Annotated in this window: 15 protein-coding genes; 6 read left to right on the top strand and 9 right to left on the bottom strand. The window is 69.1% G+C overall.

Features of this window, described 5'->3' with window-relative positions:
- Positions 1-19: 19 nt before the first annotated feature.
- Positions 20-2,236, bottom strand: coding sequence for an SUKH-4 family immunity protein (locus ABZ930_RS30280; RefSeq protein WP_361554636.1), 2,217 nt, complete (start codon positions 2,234-2,236; stop codon positions 20-22).
- 114 nt (positions 2,237-2,350) lie between these two features.
- Positions 2,351-5,152 (bottom strand): toxin glutamine deamidase domain-containing protein, encoded by a 2,802-nt coding sequence (locus ABZ930_RS30275; RefSeq protein WP_361554633.1) that lies wholly within the window; start codon positions 5,150-5,152, stop codon positions 2,351-2,353.
- Between ABZ930_RS30275 and ABZ930_RS30270 the strand changes: the two genes are divergently transcribed.
- The 3 genes from ABZ930_RS30270 to ABZ930_RS30260 all read left to right on the top strand — a co-directional run bounded on the left by ABZ930_RS30270 (position 5,130) and on the right by ABZ930_RS30260 (position 6,740).
- Complete coding sequence (locus ABZ930_RS30270; protein ID WP_361554630.1) at positions 5,130-5,387, top strand: hypothetical protein; 258 nt, start codon at positions 5,130-5,132, stop codon at positions 5,385-5,387. The two genes, ABZ930_RS30275 and ABZ930_RS30270, sit on opposite strands and share 23 nt — an antisense overlap.
- A 69-nt stretch (positions 5,388-5,456) precedes the next feature.
- On the top strand, positions 5,457-5,792 hold the full coding sequence (locus ABZ930_RS30265; RefSeq protein WP_361554627.1) for a hypothetical protein: 336 nt from the start codon (positions 5,457-5,459) through the stop codon (positions 5,790-5,792).
- Between the two features lie 729 nt (positions 5,793-6,521).
- Positions 6,522-6,740, top strand: a complete 219-nt coding sequence (locus ABZ930_RS30260) for a hypothetical protein (RefSeq protein ID WP_361554624.1) — start codon at positions 6,522-6,524, stop codon at positions 6,738-6,740.
- A gap of 480 nt (positions 6,741-7,220) precedes the next feature.
- On the opposite strand, the gene ABZ930_RS30255 is transcribed toward ABZ930_RS30260, so the two are convergent.
- Both ABZ930_RS30255 and ABZ930_RS30250 read right to left on the bottom strand, forming a co-directional pair.
- A complete protein-coding gene (locus tag ABZ930_RS30255; RefSeq protein ID WP_361554621.1) occupies positions 7,221-8,357 on the bottom strand; it encodes a hypothetical protein in 1,137 nt (378 codons plus the stop codon).
- A gap of 41 nt (positions 8,358-8,398) precedes the next feature.
- Entirely contained in the window at positions 8,399-8,695 is a 297-nt protein-coding gene (locus ABZ930_RS30250) for a hypothetical protein (protein ID WP_361554618.1), read from the bottom strand.
- Positions 8,696-8,944: 249 nt separating this feature from the next.
- Here ABZ930_RS30250 and ABZ930_RS30245 point away from each other — a divergent pair, with 249 nt between their 5' ends.
- Both ABZ930_RS30245 and ABZ930_RS30240 read left to right on the top strand, forming a co-directional pair.
- Entirely contained in the window at positions 8,945-10,501 is a 1,557-nt protein-coding gene (locus ABZ930_RS30245; RefSeq protein WP_361554615.1) for a hypothetical protein, read from the top strand.
- Positions 10,498-12,006 carry a PQQ-binding-like beta-propeller repeat protein gene (locus ABZ930_RS30240; protein ID WP_361554612.1) on the top strand — a complete coding sequence of 503 codons (1,509 nt, stop codon included), beginning with the start codon at positions 10,498-10,500 and terminating at the stop codon, positions 12,004-12,006. Before ABZ930_RS30245 ends, ABZ930_RS30240 begins: the two co-directional genes overlap by 4 nt.
- Before the next feature lie 72 nt (positions 12,007-12,078).
- Here ABZ930_RS30240 and ABZ930_RS30235 read toward each other — a convergent pair whose 3' ends face one another.
- The 3 genes from ABZ930_RS30235 to ABZ930_RS30225 all read right to left on the bottom strand — a co-directional run bounded on the left by ABZ930_RS30235 (position 12,079) and on the right by ABZ930_RS30225 (position 15,909).
- The gene (locus tag ABZ930_RS30235; protein WP_361554609.1) at positions 12,079-12,909 is read right to left on the bottom strand and encodes a hypothetical protein; all 831 of its coding nucleotides are present in this window, start codon (positions 12,907-12,909) and stop codon (positions 12,079-12,081) included.
- A 328-nt stretch (positions 12,910-13,237) separates the two neighbouring features.
- Complete coding sequence (locus ABZ930_RS30230; RefSeq protein WP_361554607.1) at positions 13,238-15,475, bottom strand: hypothetical protein; 2,238 nt, start codon at positions 15,473-15,475, stop codon at positions 13,238-13,240.
- Between the two features lie 104 nt (positions 15,476-15,579).
- Entirely contained in the window at positions 15,580-15,909 is a 330-nt protein-coding gene (locus ABZ930_RS30225) for a hypothetical protein (protein WP_361554604.1), read from the bottom strand.
- A gap of 318 nt (positions 15,910-16,227) precedes the next feature.
- On the opposite strand from ABZ930_RS30225, the gene ABZ930_RS30220 reads away from it, so the two are divergent.
- Positions 16,228-16,443, top strand: coding sequence for a hypothetical protein (locus ABZ930_RS30220; RefSeq protein WP_361554601.1), 216 nt, complete (start codon positions 16,228-16,230; stop codon positions 16,441-16,443).
- A gap of 215 nt (positions 16,444-16,658) precedes the next feature.
- On the opposite strand, the gene ABZ930_RS30215 is transcribed toward ABZ930_RS30220, so the two are convergent.
- Both ABZ930_RS30215 and ABZ930_RS30210 read right to left on the bottom strand, forming a co-directional pair.
- Positions 16,659-17,108 carry a hypothetical protein gene (locus ABZ930_RS30215; RefSeq protein ID WP_361554598.1) on the bottom strand — a complete coding sequence of 150 codons (450 nt, stop codon included), beginning with the start codon at positions 17,106-17,108 and terminating at the stop codon, positions 16,659-16,661.
- 196 nt (positions 17,109-17,304) lie between these two features.
- Positions 17,305-17,859 (bottom strand): hypothetical protein, encoded by a 555-nt coding sequence (locus tag ABZ930_RS30210; protein ID WP_361554595.1) that lies wholly within the window; start codon positions 17,857-17,859, stop codon positions 17,305-17,307.
- Positions 17,860-17,881: the final 22 nt, after the last annotated feature.

Here is a 17,881-nt window from a genome sequence, read left to right as displayed (position 1 = left end):
GCCCGCTCGTTTCACTTTCTCAATGGTCCATCAGCGCCACACCCCAGATCCCGGCCGCGGCCCCGACCGGGTCGATGGTGGACTGAAGGCTCTTCACCCGGGAGGCGATCTCGCGGGTCTCGATACGGTCGCCCGACGCCGTGAACACGGAGACGCCGAGCAGCCACACGGAGACCATCGCGAGGAAGTCGTGCAGGCTCCGCCCCACGATCTCCGCCCGCCCGGGGCGGTCGGATTCCGGATCGGGCAGGTGGAGGATCTGCCCGGTCGGGCCGTCGATGACGACATCGTCGCCCATCCACTGGCCGATCCTGAAGTACGGACCACTGGGGGTGGCGGGATCGCCGGGGTGGCCGCCGGTGACGGAGCCGGACCACTCGATCTCGCGCAGCAGCCGCTCCGGCAGCGGCGGCAACGGGCCGGTGTGCGTGCCGTGATGCACTCCCCACCAGTCGGAGTCGCGTTCGCGGCCGTAGAAGCCGAGGCCGCTCAGGTCACGGAACGACGGGATGCCCTGATCGACGAGGAAGTCGCGGGTGGCGGAGTGGGTGAGACCGTCGGGAAGCAGCGGCGAGGGCACACTGATCAGGGTGCCGCCCTCTTCCTCGAAGATGCCGTCCAGGTCGGCGGGTTGAGGGGCGGGGCCGTGGCGCGGGACGGTGCCGGGGGCCCTCAGGACGGTCGGGCAGGCGGCCTCGACGCGGCCGCCCGGCCAGTGGGTGATGCCGGCGAAGGGTGTCCCCGGTGCGGGCTTGATGCCGAACAGGCCGTTCTGGCCGCCGATCACCACGGTGTCGTCGACGGTCACGGGGCCCGCGTCCAGGAGGGCGGTGTTGAGCGGGTCCGGGTAGGGGCGGTCGTCCTCTCCTCCCGCAGTCGGCCAGCGCAGGCCCGGCAGTACCTCCTCGGGTTGCTGCTCGAGCTCCCAGTCCACCGTGTCCAGGACCTCACCGCTCCGTGGTTCGTGCAGCGTGCCCCGGCGCTGCCGGCCCCGGTAGCCGAACGCGGCGACGACCGGCCGGTCGTGCAGGCGCAGCTCCACCAGATCGCTGACCCCGGGGCAGCCGCCGAGATACGAGAGGTGCAGGGCGGCAGGTGGGCACCAGCGCGACCAACTCACCCTCCACGGAAGTGGAATACCGCAATCGGCCAGTTCTCCGGCCAGCTCCGTGTCGCCGCGGACCGTCGCCTGGAAGTGCAGCCAGGACACCCAGGTCGGCTGGTCGCACGGGAGGAGGGCGTAGTGGCGTGCGTGCACCGCGTCGGCGAGCACCGAGCCGCCGGGAGCTTCTTCCAGGCCGGCCCCCTCGGCCGCTTCGATCAGCGTCTCGGGCGCGATGTGGGCCACAGTATGGATCCGGCGCAGCAGTCCGGTGAACCGCGGGTACGTCGTGTCCCCGGCGGCCAGGTCCGCTGCCGCGCAGTGGGCGGCGAGCGCCGTGGTGGCGTAGGCGCCCGGGGAGCCCACGAGTTGATCGGCGAGATGGTGGTGGGTACGTGCGCGGTCCTCCGCCGGGATCAGTTCCCGGAGGAGCCGCGCCTCCGTCTCGTCCCGGAACGAGACGGACACAGCGGCCTCCCCGGCGGCGTCCACGACGAGCCCGCTCTGCTGCTCGGCCACCCGGGCCAAGTGGTCGGCCTCGGGGCGCTGTCCGGTCAGGCCGGCGACCAACTCCTGCCAGATGGCGTACGGCACATGGCGTGCTTCGGCCAGCGCCAGCGCCCGGACCTCGACGGGAACGTCGTCCAGGACCGGCGGTTCGGCGGCGATGCGCAGCGTGTGGGACGTTTCGTGGCCGGATCCCGCGTCACGTACGGTCACGAACACGGTGTGGCCAAGACTGCCCAGGTAGCTCAGGGCGCGCAGCAGACGCTGCGGCTCCCCGCTCGTCCGCGTCCGTCCCACGAGGTCGGCCCGTGCGACCAGGATCAGCCGCGTCGGCTTCTTCGGCAGACGCCGTGACCATCCTCCCGGAGTCCTGAACGGTGCACCCAGGGAGTTCACCACCTCGGTGAGCGTCCCGTCCGCGGTACGCCCCACGGCATCGACGAGAACACTGTCGGGCACCCGCTCGTGCACGGCACGCAGCACCTCCGTCCCCCGGGCACCGGACGGATCCACGACCTGGTTCACGCCCCAGCCCTTGAGCGCGGCCCAGTCGTCGACAAGCCGGTCGGCCGCCTCCTGGTGGCCGATCGCGTCGGCGGAGGTGGGTTCCTGGTTCTCGCTGCTCAATCTGCTCCCTTTCGCTTCCCGTCCGGGAACGACGAACGCACAGGGCAGGTACCCGCAGGCGCCGTCGACCGCGCCGAATCGTGATCAGAGACGTGCGGGCTGCCCTCACCGCCCTCAGACAAGTCCGTACATCTGCGCTCTCACCCGGATCCAGGTGTCCGCGACCACGGTCAGGTGAGCGCTCAGCTCCGCGTCCATCACCTGCTTGGGTACCGAGTGCCGGTAGGTCGTACCGTAATACACCGGTACGCCGTTCATGGACTCGTGCTGCGCGATGGTCCTGGAACACTCGGCGTATCCGGGATTGAGGTCCCTCGATCCACAGGGCTCCCGCTCGGTGTACAGGCCTGCTATCTCGTACTTGGGCGGAGTTCCGGTTCCGTCGGATGTGGCGTTGTTGATGTGGTCGACCCAGTTCAGCAGGTGCGCCTCGGAGTGCAGGGGACGTACCGCGTCGGTGCCCGCGGGGACGGAGGAGTCGACGACGTAGGTCCTGTTGCCGTCCGCGTCGACGAGTTCGACCACCGCATAGTTCTTGCCGGTCATGTCCGGCCCCGTGCCGGCCGCCAGGGCCGATTCCATGAGTTCCTTGATCTTGTGGCGCTTTACGGGGGCCAGGTCGTCCGCGACGGAATCGTCGAAAACACCGCGGAGATCGGCGAACGCCTTTTTGGCGTCCGTGTCGGCGCGCATCTTCGCGGGGAGATCCGCCGCCGCTTCGTTGCGCCGCCTGACCGCCGTCGACTCGTAGTCGTTCACGGCGGGGTTGACGACCTCGTTCTTTCCACTGCCCTTGGTGGTGCCCGTGTAGGGGCTGTCGCCGTCCGGGTCGCGCTCGGGGCTGTTGCCGACCGCGTTGTCGCCGTGGAAGGCGTTGCTCATACGTGCGATCGAGGCGATCACGGCGTACTTCTCGCCGTCGTTCATGTTCGCGAAGTCGTCGCCCAGAACGGTCCGCAGCTCGGCATCGGTGAAGGCCGTCGGCGGGACCTGCACGCCGCGGTGCTGATCGACCGCCGCGTCGTAGGCGGCCTGTGCCGCTTCCCGTCGCGCCGCGGCCTCGGCGAGACCGCCGGACTTCAGTGCTTCGGCCTGAGCAGTGTCCCCCTTCTTGCCGAGCTCCTCGATCTTGTTCTCGATCTTCCGTTCCTCGGCCATCGCGTCCTGCAGGTCCCGCCGGGGCGACTCGAGCGGCTGCATGGCCTGCTCGTACGCCTGCCGCCGGTTGGACGCCTCCTGCAGGAGGCGGGCCAGCGGAGCGTCGGGGCGCGTCTCCGGGTCGGCCCAGTTGCGCAGGTTCTGATGAACGTTGTCCATGTCGATGCGGTACACGTCGTGCGAGTCCCGCAGATCACCCTGGACCGTGTCCGGGGGCACCCCCTGCTGGAGGTCGCCCCTCTCCTCGCGGACGAGACCGCCGTTCCGCTCGGAGCGGGTGGGATCGAGATCCCGGCGACTTGTCTCGTCGTCCGACTGCTGGTCTCCCTCGGGGTTTCCCTGGTTGTCCGGCGCCGCGCCGTAGCCGGCGGTCTCGGGCTGCTGGGGGTTCTGGGCCTGGGGCGACTGCTGTTGCTGGGTCTGCTGCTGGGATTGCTGTTGTTGCTGGGTCTGTTCCCCGGACTGTTGCTGGTCCTGATCGTTGTTCTTCTCCCAAGGGGCGTCCATCGTCTGCCCGTTGGAGTCGAAGGGGACGTAGCGCACGCCCGCCGCGCCGGTGTGGATGGGGCTGTCGGAGACCTCGCCGGTCTGGTGGTCGACCCAGACGATCTGCCCGTTGTGGTTGTAGACGTTGAACGCGTGTCCGCCACCGCCGGGCCACTGCACACCGACCACCGCCGCCGAGCCAGGACCGGCCTGCTGGAGGTGATCGGCTATGCGGGCGTACGGGTTGGGGTGGTCCTCGCCGGCCCAGATCTGAGGGCGGCCGGCCCAGGCGTCCAGGTTGTTGTAGGAGTCGCGCTCGGGCGACATCCGGTCCAGGCTGCCGTCCGCGTTCGTGTCCGGGGTACGCGGAGCCGACACCTGTGGGTCGCCGAACCAGGTCGACAGGCCCGCGCGCGCGTTGTCCAGGCAGTTGTTGGAACGGCCGGGCTGCTGGAGGCCGCCGTCGTTCTGGAGCTGGGCCCAGTTCCCGTGCGGGTCGGGGTGTCGCTGCGGGGTGCCGTCCGCGTTGCGCGGGACCGCGTCCGCCAGCGCCTGCTGGTGCGCCGGGTCCGGGGGCAGCAGGCCGTACGGGGCGTGGTTCAGGCTGTCGCGGATCTGCTGAAGGCTCTGGCCCTGCGACAGCGGCGGGGGCGTCGGCGGCGTCGGGTCCGGCGCCGGAGTGTCCGGCGCCCCGTTGTCGGGGGTGGGACCGGGCTGCTGATTGTTGGGCTTGCCGTTCGGGTGCGGGGTGGGGTCGGCGTAGACGCCGGGTGGGACCGTGTTGGCGGGATTCGCCGGTGTGGCCTGGTTCGGAACTCCGGCCGGGGGCTGCGCGGGGGTCGGATTCGGCGTCGGATTCGGCGTCGGGTTCGGATTCGGCGTCGGGTTCTGGGCCGGGTTCGGGTTCTGGGCCGGGTTCGGGTTCGGGTTCTGGGCCGGGTTCGGGTTGTTCGGCGTAGGAGTCTGGGTGGACGGCCGCGTCGGAGTCTGGGTCGGCGTCTGCCGGGTGGGCTGGGCCGGAGTCTGGGCAGGCGTCTGCGCCGGGTTGGTGCGCTGCGGCGCATCGGTACGCGGCTGGGTGGTCGAGGGCGCCGGGCGCGCCGGCTGCTGGGCCGGAGTGGTCGGCTGTGCGTTCGTGGCCGGAGCCGGTCCCGTCTGCGGCGTCTGGTTCGGGACGGTCGTCGCCGGGCCCGGATCATTGCTCGTGGCCGGCCCCGGGGTGGGCCCCGGGCGGGACGAGGACGCCGACGTGGGCGCCTCCGTCGTCGTCACGCTCTGCGCGTGGAACGTCGGCGCCGACGAACGCGACGGCGTACCCGGGCTGGAACCCGTACTCGGACTCGGGCCCCCGTTCGGCGTCGAGGTCGAGTTCGGCGTAGAGCCCGGTGTGGACCCCGGTGTGGTGCCCGGCGTCGTGTTGGACGCAGACGTGTTGGACGGGGAAGTGGACGTGGACGACGGGTCGGTGGAGGTGGGCGTGCCCGTCTGCGCCGCGGCGGGCTGCTGAACCTGCGTACGCGGATCCTGCCCGGCCGACGGGTCGTGCGGGCTGCCCTGCGAAGGCGTCTGGCCGGGCGTGTGCGCGGAGCCCGGGGACTGCGTCCCGTTCGTGTCCTGCGCCGTCGGGGCGCTCTCCGAGGACGTGTTGATGTGCTGCGCGCTCTCGCCCGACGGCGAGGGTGTCGGCGAGGCCGTCGACGTGTCGGCCGCGGCGCGCGTCTCCGGACCGGAGTGCGGCTCCGGCGACCTGGTGCCGGCGTCACCGCCGTCGCGCTGCGGGGACGAGCCGCCGTCCGCCGTTCCGGAGGACGCGGGTGAGCCGGACGACGGCCCGGGGTGCCCCGATGATCCGTCCGCGCCGCTGGTCCCGGTCTGCACGGAGGTGTCCGCGGCGGGCTGCTGCTCACGGTAGCCCGCGTCGAACGGCGTCAACGGCCTGCCGCTGTCCGACGAGTTTCCGCCTCCGGCATCCGCGCCCGCACCCGTACTCGCGCTGCCGGACGGCGTCCCCGAAGAGCCGCTGCCCGTGTCGGCGGAGGCGGCCGCGGTGGTCCGCACCTGGCCACCATCGCTCCCGGCGTTGGACCCGGATCCGGATCCGGCGTCCGAGGACGCCGACGAGGTACCGCTGTCCCCGGACCCCGAGCCCGCATGAGAACCGGAACCAGAACCCGAACCGGCCGACGTACCACCGGAGCCACTGCCGCCACCGGAACCCGACCCGGCACCCGAACCACTGCCCGCCCCAGAACCGGAACCGGAACCAGAACCAGAACCGGAATCCGAACCAGAACCAGCCCCGGACCCTGAGCCCGAACCCGAGCCCGAGCCACCGTCACCGCTCGCCCCGGACTCCGAACCCGAGCTCGACCCCGACCCGGAACCAGAACCGGAACCCGACCCACCGTCACCGCTCGTCCCGGAATCGGACCCGCCATGACTACTGCTATTACCCGCCGCGTGGTCCAGCCCGCCCCGCGCATGATGCCCCGCCCGACCAGCGGCACCGTCCCGCAGCGACTCCCCCAACGTCGCACCGAAATTGTCGAACCCGTCCTTGACCGCCGTCGTACCCGCATTAGCGGTCCGACCCAGGTTGTACCCGTCCTGCGCACCGAAGTTCTGGTTCACCGTCTGCGCGATGAGGTCCTTGCCCATCTCCTCCAACGCGGAGATGAACGGCTCCTTCACCGCCTCAAGAACCGCCTCCAGGATCGCCTGCGCCGTCTCTTTCAAAATCTTGCGCACAGCAACCCGCGTCACCTGCGACAACGCCGCCGACGCCGCCCCCGACAACCCGAACGTCACCACAGCCGTCGCCGCCGCGATCGCGATCTGGATCGCCAGCACCGTCAACTGAATGATCACCGCGATCTTCATCGCGATCACCAGCACAGCCGCCGTATCGAAGACGAAAGCAATCATCTCCGCGGCCTGCCGGGCATCATCCAGATACCCACTACCACCCGAGAAGTCCTGCCACTTCTCCACGAACGCATCGATCGAATCGCCGTAGTTGTCCGACGTGACATTCCCCGCCGACTGCACCGCCGACGCCTGGATGTCCCCGACCTGCGACCCGAACTCCCGCCACGTCGCCGCACACTGCGTGAGGTGATCCTCATTGGCGGTCGGCCAGTCGAAACCCAGCATCTCCAACAGCCAGGCCAACTCGTCAGGCAGCATCATCGCCACGACGGCGTCCCCCGTATCCCCGTAGCCCCGTGTCTCCGCGCCCCCGTACAACTCAACTGACGCGGGTTTGCCACGAGTTTACCCAGTCACCCGAACAAGGGGTCAACCGTCGGCGGTCCATCACCCGGAACCCCACACAACTCGTTCAGTACCGGCCGGTCCGCTCGCCCGTCGTCCCCTTCACGTCGAAGTCACGCGCCAGCCCGACCCGGTTGAGCTCCGCGACGTCCGCCTGCTCGATGTCCACGACCTCGTACCCGGCGAGGCTCTTCTCCAGGTCGCCGCGGTGCTCGCTCGGCGTGCCCCAGTCGTAACGCTTGCGGACCTCCACGTGGTACGCGATCTCGCCGCCGTCCTTCGTGCCGACGAGCCGGTACTGGAAGTGGTAGAGCCCGTAGTACCAGTTGCGCTGCGCCTCGGACTCGTAGCCGGACTCGCTCGCGGTCCACTCGGTACTGAAGGCCCCCTCAGGCCGGTCGCCCGACGCGACCTGCGCGAGCGATGTCTGGACATCCTTCTGGAAGGGCGGGCAGTCGGCGAGCAGATCGTCGGCGTCGATCTCGTACGGTTCGCCGCCGCCCTCCAGGAAGTGGTCGAGGAGGTCGGCGGCGTCGTCGTAGCCGAATTTGTGGCGCAGCATCTTTGACACCACGGCCATCTGCGCCTCGGTCCAGTGGTCCTCCAACCCCGCCCGCCCATCAGTCACTTGGCGGTTCTCGGTGCGGAAGGTGTCCTTGGTTCCGAAGATCACCGGCAGCACCGCGGCCAGTGCCGCGTCGAGGGAGTCGGCCCTGGCGCACAGAGCCCGCACGCGCTTACCGAACGCGTCCGCCTTCCGCTCCGTCTCCTCCAGCCGCCCGCGGGCCTCGGGCGACGGGTCGGGCCCGGTGACCGCGGCCCAGCGCACGGTGCCGTTCTCCTCGTCGAGGGTCATCCCCTCGCCGGAGATCTCGGTCAGGAGGTCGCGGGCGTCGCGCTGGAGCTCGGTGAGGTTGCCGTTGCCGCGGTCGTCGCCGCTGCCGGAGACGACATCCGACAGGTACCGTCCGAGCGCCTTCGCCTCCGTGCCGACCGCCTCGATGTCGAGCCGGATCCCGTCGCAGACGGCACCGGCCTTGTCGGCGTCGTCGCCCGCCCAGTGCTCCTTGCCGCCGATCGGGCCCGCGACATCGGCGGCGAAATCCCCCGCCGCCGCGTCCAGACCTCTGCCGACACCCGCCCAGTCGTCGGCGGCCGCCTGCAACGTGTGCAGTTCGAGTCCGAGAATCGCGCCGAACTTCATTGCCTGCGTTCCCCCGCCATGTACGGCCAGTCGGTAAAAGGTCAGTGAGTGAGGTCGTGCCACAACTCGGTGAGGACGTTCTCGTTCCCGTCGTACTCGCTCGCGTTGAACCGGATGTTCTCCGCGGCCTGTTCGAGTTCGTCGCGCAGCACCTTGTTGAGGTCCTCCCAGCGTTCCTCCAGCCGCCCGAGTCCGTCGAGGAAGGACCAGCCTCCGGCCCCGTTCCTGAGCGCGGTCCCGGCCTCGTCGGCGACCGCGAGCTGCTTCTTCACCTGCCGCGCAGCCGCGTCGATGTCATCGGCCCGCCGCCGCATCCAGTCGGTATCGGCCTTCGGCACTGCCGCCCCCGTCGTCCACTCGTCGCCTGATCGCTGACCGGCCGGTCGGCCCGTCACGCCAACGCCGGTGCAGTGTACGGAGATCAGCGCGCGACGGCGACGGCAGGCCCTCCGGCGCCGCGCCGTCCGAGTCACGGAGTCGTCGCAGTAAGTATCTGATAGGAATATGCGGCGCCCTTTTTGGTCGGGCGCATGACAAGCGTCGTCACGGGGGACGGACGTGTGTCCCCCCTCTGCCCAGAGGGATCCATGTCGTTTCAACCGCCGCAGGGATACGGGCAGTCGTATCCCTCGCAGCCGCAGCCACCCAGGCCGCCGTCACCACCTTCCGCACCGCCTTCCGTCCATCTGTCCGCGCCGCTCTCCGGGCCGCCCATCGTGCCGCCGACCACGCCTCGGAACCGCACGCCGCGCGGCGCGCACCCGGTCCTGAAGTGGGTGACGGCCGCCTTCGGCGCGCTGGCCGTCGTGGCGCTGGGACTGATGGTGTACGGCATCGTGCAGGTGGTCGGCGACGACACGTTGCCGGTGGCGGGCAAGGGCGGCCAGGCCACGGAGATCACCCAGGACGAGATGGCGGGCCTTCTGACGAAGCACTCCAAGGCGCTCGCGGGCGGCGACAAGGGCGCCTATCTCGCGCCGTTCGAGGGCGGTTCGCCGACGCTGAGGACCAAGCAGGCGTCCCTCTTCTCGAACCTTCGCAAGGTCCCGTTCGAGGTCTCCGAGTACCAGTATCTGAGTATCGAGGGCCGGGCGAAGGACCACTACGGAGCGGGCGCCTCCGCCTCGGTCGACGTGGCGTTCGTGCACCAGGTGAAGGGAGCCGACGCCAGCCCCGTCGCCGAGTGGTACCGGTGGACGGTCGAGAAGAAGACCGAGGACGCGGACCTCAAGGTCACCGCCGTCGACCCGGCCACCCCGGAGATCCCCGGATACGGCGACACGATCAACTACCCGGCGCCCTGGGACGCGTACGACTCGATGGCCGTCACCGTCAAGGCGCACACCGTGATCATGTCGGACTCCGCGCAGGCGGCCGACGCCCGTCGCTACGCCCCGTACATCGAGAAGGCGGCCCAGGACAACCTCGCGGTCTGGGCGGCCAAGGGGCCGAAGAGCGGCCACACGATGCCCGGCTTCGTCGTCACGCTGGAGAAGAACCGCAAGGTCTACAAGCACATGTACCGGGAGGGCACCGCGGACGAAGGCGACGAGTCGATCTCCGAGGCGGGTGTCTCCATCCAGATGCCGGCGGTCACGGCGGGCGGCACCCGGGCCAAGGTGGACGTCCAGAACGGCGGCGCCCGCATCGTCATGGACACCTCGGGCAACCGGTTCACCCGCCCCGACCACGCGTCGAGCGTCCTCGACATCAGCCACCACGAGCTGGCGCACACCCTGGTGGAGCCGTTGACGGGCCCCGGCGGCCCGTCCGAGCTCTGGGTGGTGGAGGGCTTCGCCCAGTACATGTCGATGCGCGACGACGCGGCGCTGGCGGCCAACGAGCTGCGCGGTCTGAAGCAGTACTACGCGGGGAGCTACGCCGAACCGTTCGACGGCAAGCTCCCTCTCGGCGACGACTTCCACAGCACGGACGACGCGGAGAACAACGCGCACTACACCCTGGGCTGGCTGGCGATCCGTTTCATCGCCGAGAAGTACGGCGAGGACAAGGCGCTGGCCTTCGTGGCCGAGCAGTACCAGGACGCCAAGGGCATGGACGCACAGCTGACGAAGGCCACCGGTATGGGCCTGAACGAGTTCCAGGCCGCCTGGGCCGACTACGTGAGGAAGCAGATCTCATGACCACGCCCGGCCATCCCGACGGCTGGCAGTCCACCCCGTCGCCGTACCCTCCACGGCCACAACAGCATTACGCACAGCCGCAGTACGGGCAACAGCCGTTCGCACCCCCACCCTTCACCCCGACGCACCCGGCCTCCGCCCAGCCCGTCAAGCAACGCGGCAAGGGCCTGATGATCTTCCTCCTGGTGCTCAGCGTCATCCTGTCCGGCGCCTTCGGCTCGGTGGCCTGGCTCCTCCTGGATCCCACCAAGGCGGAGGTCGAGTGGAGCCTCCCCTACTACGGAGGCGAAGGGGACACGCAAAACTACCTGGGCACCTGGTTCACGGGCGACACCGTCGTCCGCGCCCAGACCGACGGCGTCAGCGCGCTCGACATCGGCAGCGGAGACCTTCAGTGGGGCCTGGCGGCCCCCGGCAAGGGCGCCTCCACGATCTGCCACGCCTCCTCCGTGGCCAGCAAAGACACCGCGGTCCTCGCCACCGGAACCGTCCACGACTGCGGCACGCTCTTCGCCCTCGACCTCAAGACCGGCAAGAAGCTCTGGCAGCACACGCTCCCTAAGCGCCACGACGACCCCAGCACCGCGGTGAGCGGCGGCACCGTCGTGGTCAATGACCAGACCGCGTACGACCTGCGCACCGGCAAGCAGCTCTGGCAGGACTCGAAGAACGGGGTGTACGGCGGCAAGCCGTGCGACGGCCAGGGCTACGTCGGCGGCAAGCAGCTGGTGCGCGTGCAGGTCTGCACGACAAGCTGGACCTCCGGCGTCCCCGACGGACAGGACTCGACGGCGGCCGGCGTCGACCCTGCCACCGGCAAGGCGAAGTGGACCTACGCCATGGGTGAAGGCGAATGGGACTATGGAGAGGACGCCATGGTGGTCTCGACCGCTCCCGTCATCGTCCGGGTCCCCCAGGACGTGAAGGAGAACGGGTACGCCGTCCTCCATGACGACGGCAAGGTCCGGACCGACAGCCTGGTTCTGGGCCCAGCCAAGGCCACCAGGAGCGGTGAGAGCTATTTCGCTCAACGCGAGGGGGCGACGCCAGGCGACCCGGAGGCCGCCATGAAGGTGCTCGGCGACACCCTCTACATCGCCGAGCACCAGACGGACACGGGCCTGCAGACAGCCGTGGACGCGTACGACCTCGACAGCGGCAAGCGCCTGTGGACCACGGGAGACAAGGCCGACGTGCAGTACTCGCTGGTCCAGGGCTCTGGCGACGAACTCCTGGCCCTGAAGCACGACGACACCGGCTGGCAGGAGGAGACCTTCGGTGGCGACGGCCTCCCCGCCTACCTGGTCAGCCTCGACCCCGCCTCCGGCTCCGAATCGGAACTCGCGCGGTACGGACACCTGGACGACGCCCTCGGCCACAGCACCTGGGCCATGCCCTACCTGCACGACGGCACGGTGTTCCTGGCCTCGGTCGCCAACAGCGACAAGGGGATCATCAAGGACCCGGATCCGCATGACTCGGCGTTGCTGAAGATGAGCGGTTGACAGGGGAAGTTGAGGCTTCTCGGTGCGGGCGGCGACTCCGGCGTTCGGGGAGACCGCCCGCACCGGGCCGGTTCACCGAGGGAGCGCCTTCGGTGTACTGCACGCGTGACGGGCCGCTGACTGCTCGGCGAAGTGCTCCAGGTCCTGGCGCTCTTCCTTGGTGAGCGGGTCCGCCGAGAACTCGCGGTCGCTCCCCTCGACCGGCGACGCCCGGTAGTAGCCGACGCCCAGGGCGCCCTGGCATGCGGCCGAGGTCCAGGCCGTGGACCTCTCGACTCCCGAGGGGCTGTCGTGGCCGCCGTACTCGCCGTCGACGACCGCGTCGGAAGAGTTACTGAAGGGCCCGTATGCGGCGGTCAGCTGAAGACCGCCGACGAGCAGGCACTCTTCCACCGGCGAGACTCCCGCGGCGGTTTCCCGCACGGTCTTCGCCGACGTCATTCCTTTACAGGTCCCCGTGGCGTTGCCGGCAGGGACGGTCTTCGCGGTGGCAGCGGGAGCAGTCAGTTCGCCCGCTTTCCCCTCTTCCTTCGTTTCCGTCGCGCAGCCGGTCTTCTGCGCCGCGCGCCGCGCGGTTCCGGTGGCCACGCGGGCGAGTTGGAGCCGCGTGGACTCCGTCACCTTCGCCCCAGCCGGCGGATCGGCCATCACGAGGATTCCGCTGCCCTCTTTCGCTGACCAGTTCTCACAACTGAGGAGGACCAACGCGGTCGCCCCGGAACCGCCGCCAGGGGCTATGAACCCTTGCCACCCGGCGTTCAGGGGTACGACGGGCGATTCCTGGCTCAGCTGAAAGGCGGCGTACGCATTGTGCACACCGGCGGAGGTCTCGATCGAGATCTCGGCGCCGTCGACGGAGCACCGTGCCGCCAGCCCGACCGGCTCCGTCACGTCGTCGGACACGTCGAACTGCCGACTGGAGACGTCGAATCCCAGGCCGAGCAGGGAGAGTTTCGACTTCCCCGCCAGGTCCAGTACCGAGTCGACCGGGAGCATCCCACCGCACGCACGCCCGACCCTGGAAGCCGGGTACTGGAGCCGAAATCCGTAGTACCCGACTGCCAGCACGGCGAGGGCGACGATGGAGCCGATCAGCCGACGTCTTCCTGTTCTCCGGAACAGGTTCCGGGAGTCCCACTTCATCTGCCGCAATTCCTGTCTGCCTAACGATCGACCGAGCCTGCGTGCACCGCGCGTGTCCCACGGGTCGCCCTCAAGCGCCTCGGGTGAATCAGCCCTGCCCCGTTCCGCGTTTGTCCTGCCCGTAACCTTCCAGGTTGCTCTCGGCCGAATGGAATCCTTGCTCGACCTCGTTGGCCAGGATGTTGTTGTAGTCGGCGACCTCGCCCTTGCCCTGGGCCTCCGCGGAGCCCCGGTAAGCGTCCTGGAGGACGGCCGAGGTGGAGAGCTTGGCGTTCTCCCAGTCCGCCCCGCTCGAATACACCTTGTCTCCCAGAGTGTCCCGTTGGGTTCCCTCGACCATCTGGTTGATGAGATCTCCGGTGACCGTGGTGGCGAGGCCACCGACTCCGGCACCGACAGCCGGCGTCGCGATGAACGACGTCCCCACACCGATGCCGGTGCCCACGATGCCCGACGCGTAGCTGCCCGCACGGCCCATGGCGCCGTTGTAGGCCTTGTCGGCCTCCACACCGGTGCCGATGTCCGACTCTCGCCTGCCGATCGCGATGCTTCCCTGGACTTCGCCGGAAGACCTCGAGATCTCTCTCATGGCGGTTTCCGTGGATCCGTCGAAGGCCTCCGGATGCTGGAGGTGGTAATCGATCAGATTGGACGTGTAGGCGCTTTCGCCAAGGTTGATCGCCGCGTAGCCGTCCGGGTCCTTCCCGACCGTCATGAGGAACCGAGAGGTGTCCCGCTCGTCCAGTTGCGCCTGGTCGCCCGACACCGGATAGAACTGGTCCTTGTTGCCGGACTGGTCATTCGTCAGGGCCTGGTGGATGTCCGGCATGTATTCGCCCGCCATCCGCCCCAGACTGTCCTGCATTCCGTCGTGGGCCAGTTCGTCGTCCTCCGAGACGGACTGGACGACTCGCTCCATGAGCGCGGCCTGCTTCTCATTGTGCGCAGGAGTATCCGCGGACGGGCTGCTGTCGTACGAGTGGCCGGTGACAGCGGATTCCAGTGCGTGTCCGAGATTGTCGTAGCCGCTGGGGTTCTTGGCATCGCCCGTGTACCCCGCGCCCTCGGGCCAGTGCCGGTCCTTCATCAAGTAGTCGTAATGGTCGACCTTTTCGCCGTCCACCGTCGTGTCAGAGGTGAAGAACTCGGTGGAGGCCTCCGGGTTGTGGCCCAAGGCGTCCATGTACCCCGCCATGGGATCGAGCGCTCCGATGTTGGTCGTACCGAGGGAGTGTGAACCACCCCAGTAGGCGTCGGGATTCTGACCGGCGTTCGCGCCGTTCCGCTCCGCGGTGATCAGGTCGTCGCCGTAGTCCTGGAGGAAGTCGGTGTCCCACTTGCCCTCGCTCATCAAGCTGCTGGTGAGCTGGTAGCCGTTGAGACCGTAGGAGGACTCGGTGGGGTTGGCATTGAAGTCGCGTCGGCCGGCAGCCAGCAACTCGTCCTGGAACTTGGTGACAGCCGGGTCGGGTCCCCCCTTGCGGTGGTCGTCCGAGGTGGTCGCCGTGCCGATGGTGGTGCCCAGGTTCGCCTTGAGCTCCTTGAGCTGGGCCAGTTCGGCCTTGGAGAGCGTGGTTCCGGCGGGCGGGCTCATGAGCTCGTTGTACTTGCTCAGTACGTTGTCCGCGCCGGTCTTGACCGCGAAGTCCCGGGAGAATTCGGGATCTTTCTTGTTGGCGGACAGCAGCAGGTTGAGCTTGGTGGTCTCGGCGGCGGTGAGGCGTCCCTTCTTGTTCATCAGCGCGGACGCCTGGTCGACCTCGACATCGTCCAAGGTGGTGTAGACACGGGTGTTGAAGGACTGGCTGTCGCCGTTCGCGTCCCTTTCCAGGGCAGCGCTCGCGGCTTCGTCCGCGGCGGTGGCCTGCTCAAGCACCCGCGTCAGCCGGGACACCAGCGAGTCCAGCTTGTCCTGACGCTCCTCGGCGAGACCCGGCGTCCCCGACGCGGTCGGACTGTCCTGCCTCGGGTCGACGTCCTCGACCCTGCCGTCGTCGTGCACCTTGTAGTGGTCGTCGCGCGCCTCGTCGAGCAGGGCGCGGAGCTGCTTCTGGTAGGCGGCGAACTCGGTGTGCGCGTCCTGAAGCAACTTGCCTATGCGTCCCGCCTCGACGGCGGCGTTCTCGTACTCCGTACGGACCTTGGCCATGGTGACAAAAGCGGCTTCGGCCGCGTCACCCTCCCAATGACCCTTGAGGTGGTTGATGACGCGCTTGTCGAACTCACTCTGCAGAGACTCGTACTTGGCGGGCAGCGCCCGCCAAGAGGCAGCGGCATCGGCCAGCGGACCGAGATCGGCCTCATCGAGGTAAGGAATGGACACCATGTGCGGCAGCTCCTGTCCGCCCGGCGGGCGGGTGGCGGGTGTGAGGCGCGGTCAGGTTCCGCGAACCGTCCGGGGACGCAGCCCGTGGACAGTCCTGGCACGGTCTACCCGAAGGGAGTGCCGATCGCGGCCTGGCGGGCCTTCTCCTCCTGCTCGGTACGGGTGTAGTGACCGGAGGTGGTGTGGAGTTTGTCGCTGATGTCCTGCAGCATGCCCTTGAGATGGATGACCTGGGATCCCCAGCGGACGTCCATGGTCACCAACGAGCCGGCCGTCGCCCAGGAACCTCCCTCGGCCCTGCTCCCGGCGCTGTGCTTGTTGAGGCCCGTGGAGGCGCTCAGGCAGTCGTCGTCAGCGGTGTTGTCGACGTTGTCGGTGTCACCACGCAGGTCGACGAGAGCGTTGGCGGCCTGGTCCAGCCGCCGAGTGTCCACGTTGGTGGTCCCACCGCCACCGCCACCACCGCTGCCGTCCGCGGACAGCAAGTCGATCCGTGTCTGGGCGGTTCCAGTGCGCTGTGACGCGTCAAAGGGCGTAGCCATCCCTTGTCCCATCCCCGTTGTTCCGTGGCATGCACGCCTGTCGGTTCACGCACTCGACTACGAACGTCATGTCGCCCGTACACGTGAACGGCGCGCCCGACCGATCCCGTCGTTCGGCATTTCGACGAGGTCATGCCAATCAGGGGGTACAAGGTACCGGATCTTACTGTGACTGGGACCTTTGTTCGGTCAACTGCCCGACGCTTCACGGTGGAGAAGATGGGCCGAGAGGGCGGCAGCACGCTCTATCCGTGCCTGGGAGATCGCAGCGCGAGTCCCTTCACCTTGCGCGCCAAGGGCGTGTTACGTGGCGGATGGCCGCCCGACATCACGAACGGCGCCTGGTTCGCCGGCGACGAGCCGTTCGGCGGCGCACTCATCGTGCCGACCTGCGGCGACATGCTCCTCCTGACACCCAGGGACTGAGCCGCGGGGCCCGAGGACCGGGACGACGCCGGGCCGGGCCGGATCGAGACGGCGAAGCGGGCGGGCATCGAGCGTCCGGCTCAACGCCAGTAGTCCGCCGGGGCCCAGCTCCGCCGGGTGGCCCAGCCTGCGCGACAGGCCACGACCGACGCGGGCATGGGACGGGGCGGGGAAAGGGGAAGAAGGCCATGACCGGCGATGCGCGGCCCTACACCTCAGCGCACCCTCCGGCCCCAGCCCCGGCGCGAGCCCCACTCCCGGCCCGCCCTCCGTTCTCGACCACTCTCACTCCGCAGACAGGCGACACGGGCCCCCAGCAGTCCCACCACTGCCGCAGTCGCCAGCCCCCAACGCCCACGCCCGGCGACGTCGGTCGACATCCCGGCCGTGGCTACCAACGACAGCAGGACGAGCAGCACGCCGCCGCACGGCAGACGCAGCGGCCAGGAGACGACCGGCAGCCAGAGACCGACGCGACGCGCCGGCTCGACAGGAGCGACCGGCTCGCCCACGACGTACGTGTCCCGCTCGGCGCCGCCGAGCTGAGCCCCGTACACCTCACCGGGTCTCAGGCGGCTCTGGGGGTCGTACGCGTATGTCTCGAAGCTCTCGGCCAGCTTCGACCTGCCGTTTGAATCGACGTACGCCGTTCCGTCGTCGAGCATGATGGTGCTGTTCCCCCTGTACACGTGCACCGGCAGCGCGTTGGTGCCGCGCGCGGTCGCGGCGGCGAACGTGTAACGGTGCCGCGCACCCCTGAGGACACGGGGCGGATGGCGCGATGCTCCGATGCGCCGGGACGCCGATGCGCCGGGAACTCCACGCGAACGTAAGGCGGTTGAGAGGGACGACACCCGTCGTTCAACCCCCGAGTCCGGCCCTCCGCAGCAGCTTCAACCAGTCGTCGTACTCCACCAACTCGTCGTCGATCGATGCCAGCCGCACATACTCCTCCGGGACAGCCAGCCGCTCCAGGAAGAACGCCTCCACACCGGAGCCCAGTTGCTCGAATTGCTCCGCATCGATCCAGTCGGCCCCTGCCTCAGGAACGCCGAGGACACCGCCGCCCGCCCGATCGAGGAAGACCGCCGCCTGGTTGATCGTCCCGATACAGAACAGCTTCTCCGGAGACAGCCCCGGCAGCGAGTCGACCACCGGCCCGCAGTAGAACTGGAGCCCCATGGCCTCCTCCAGGCCGAAGAGCTCCAGGGACGGATTGCAGCTCGCGCCGTCCAGCACACGGCAGAAGTCCAGAAACTCCCTCGGCACTCCACCGGTCTCCGCGCCGACCGCGATCTCCTCGTCGACGGTCCCACCGAGCGTGAAGGTCAGAAGGTCCGGGCTCTGCGCCATCGCTGCCCGCAGGGCGGCCACCACCGCCGCCAAACGGGACGAGCCCGGGCTCCCACTGCTCACCTGATCTCGCCTGATGCGGATT

Origin of the sequence: Streptomyces sp. NPDC046716 (assembly GCF_040645755.1) — a bacterium.
GTDB lineage: Bacteria > Actinomycetota > Actinomycetes > Streptomycetales > Streptomycetaceae > Streptomyces.
Note: the sequence above shows the minus strand (reverse complement) of the source record. Positions and strands in the feature narration are given on the sequence as shown.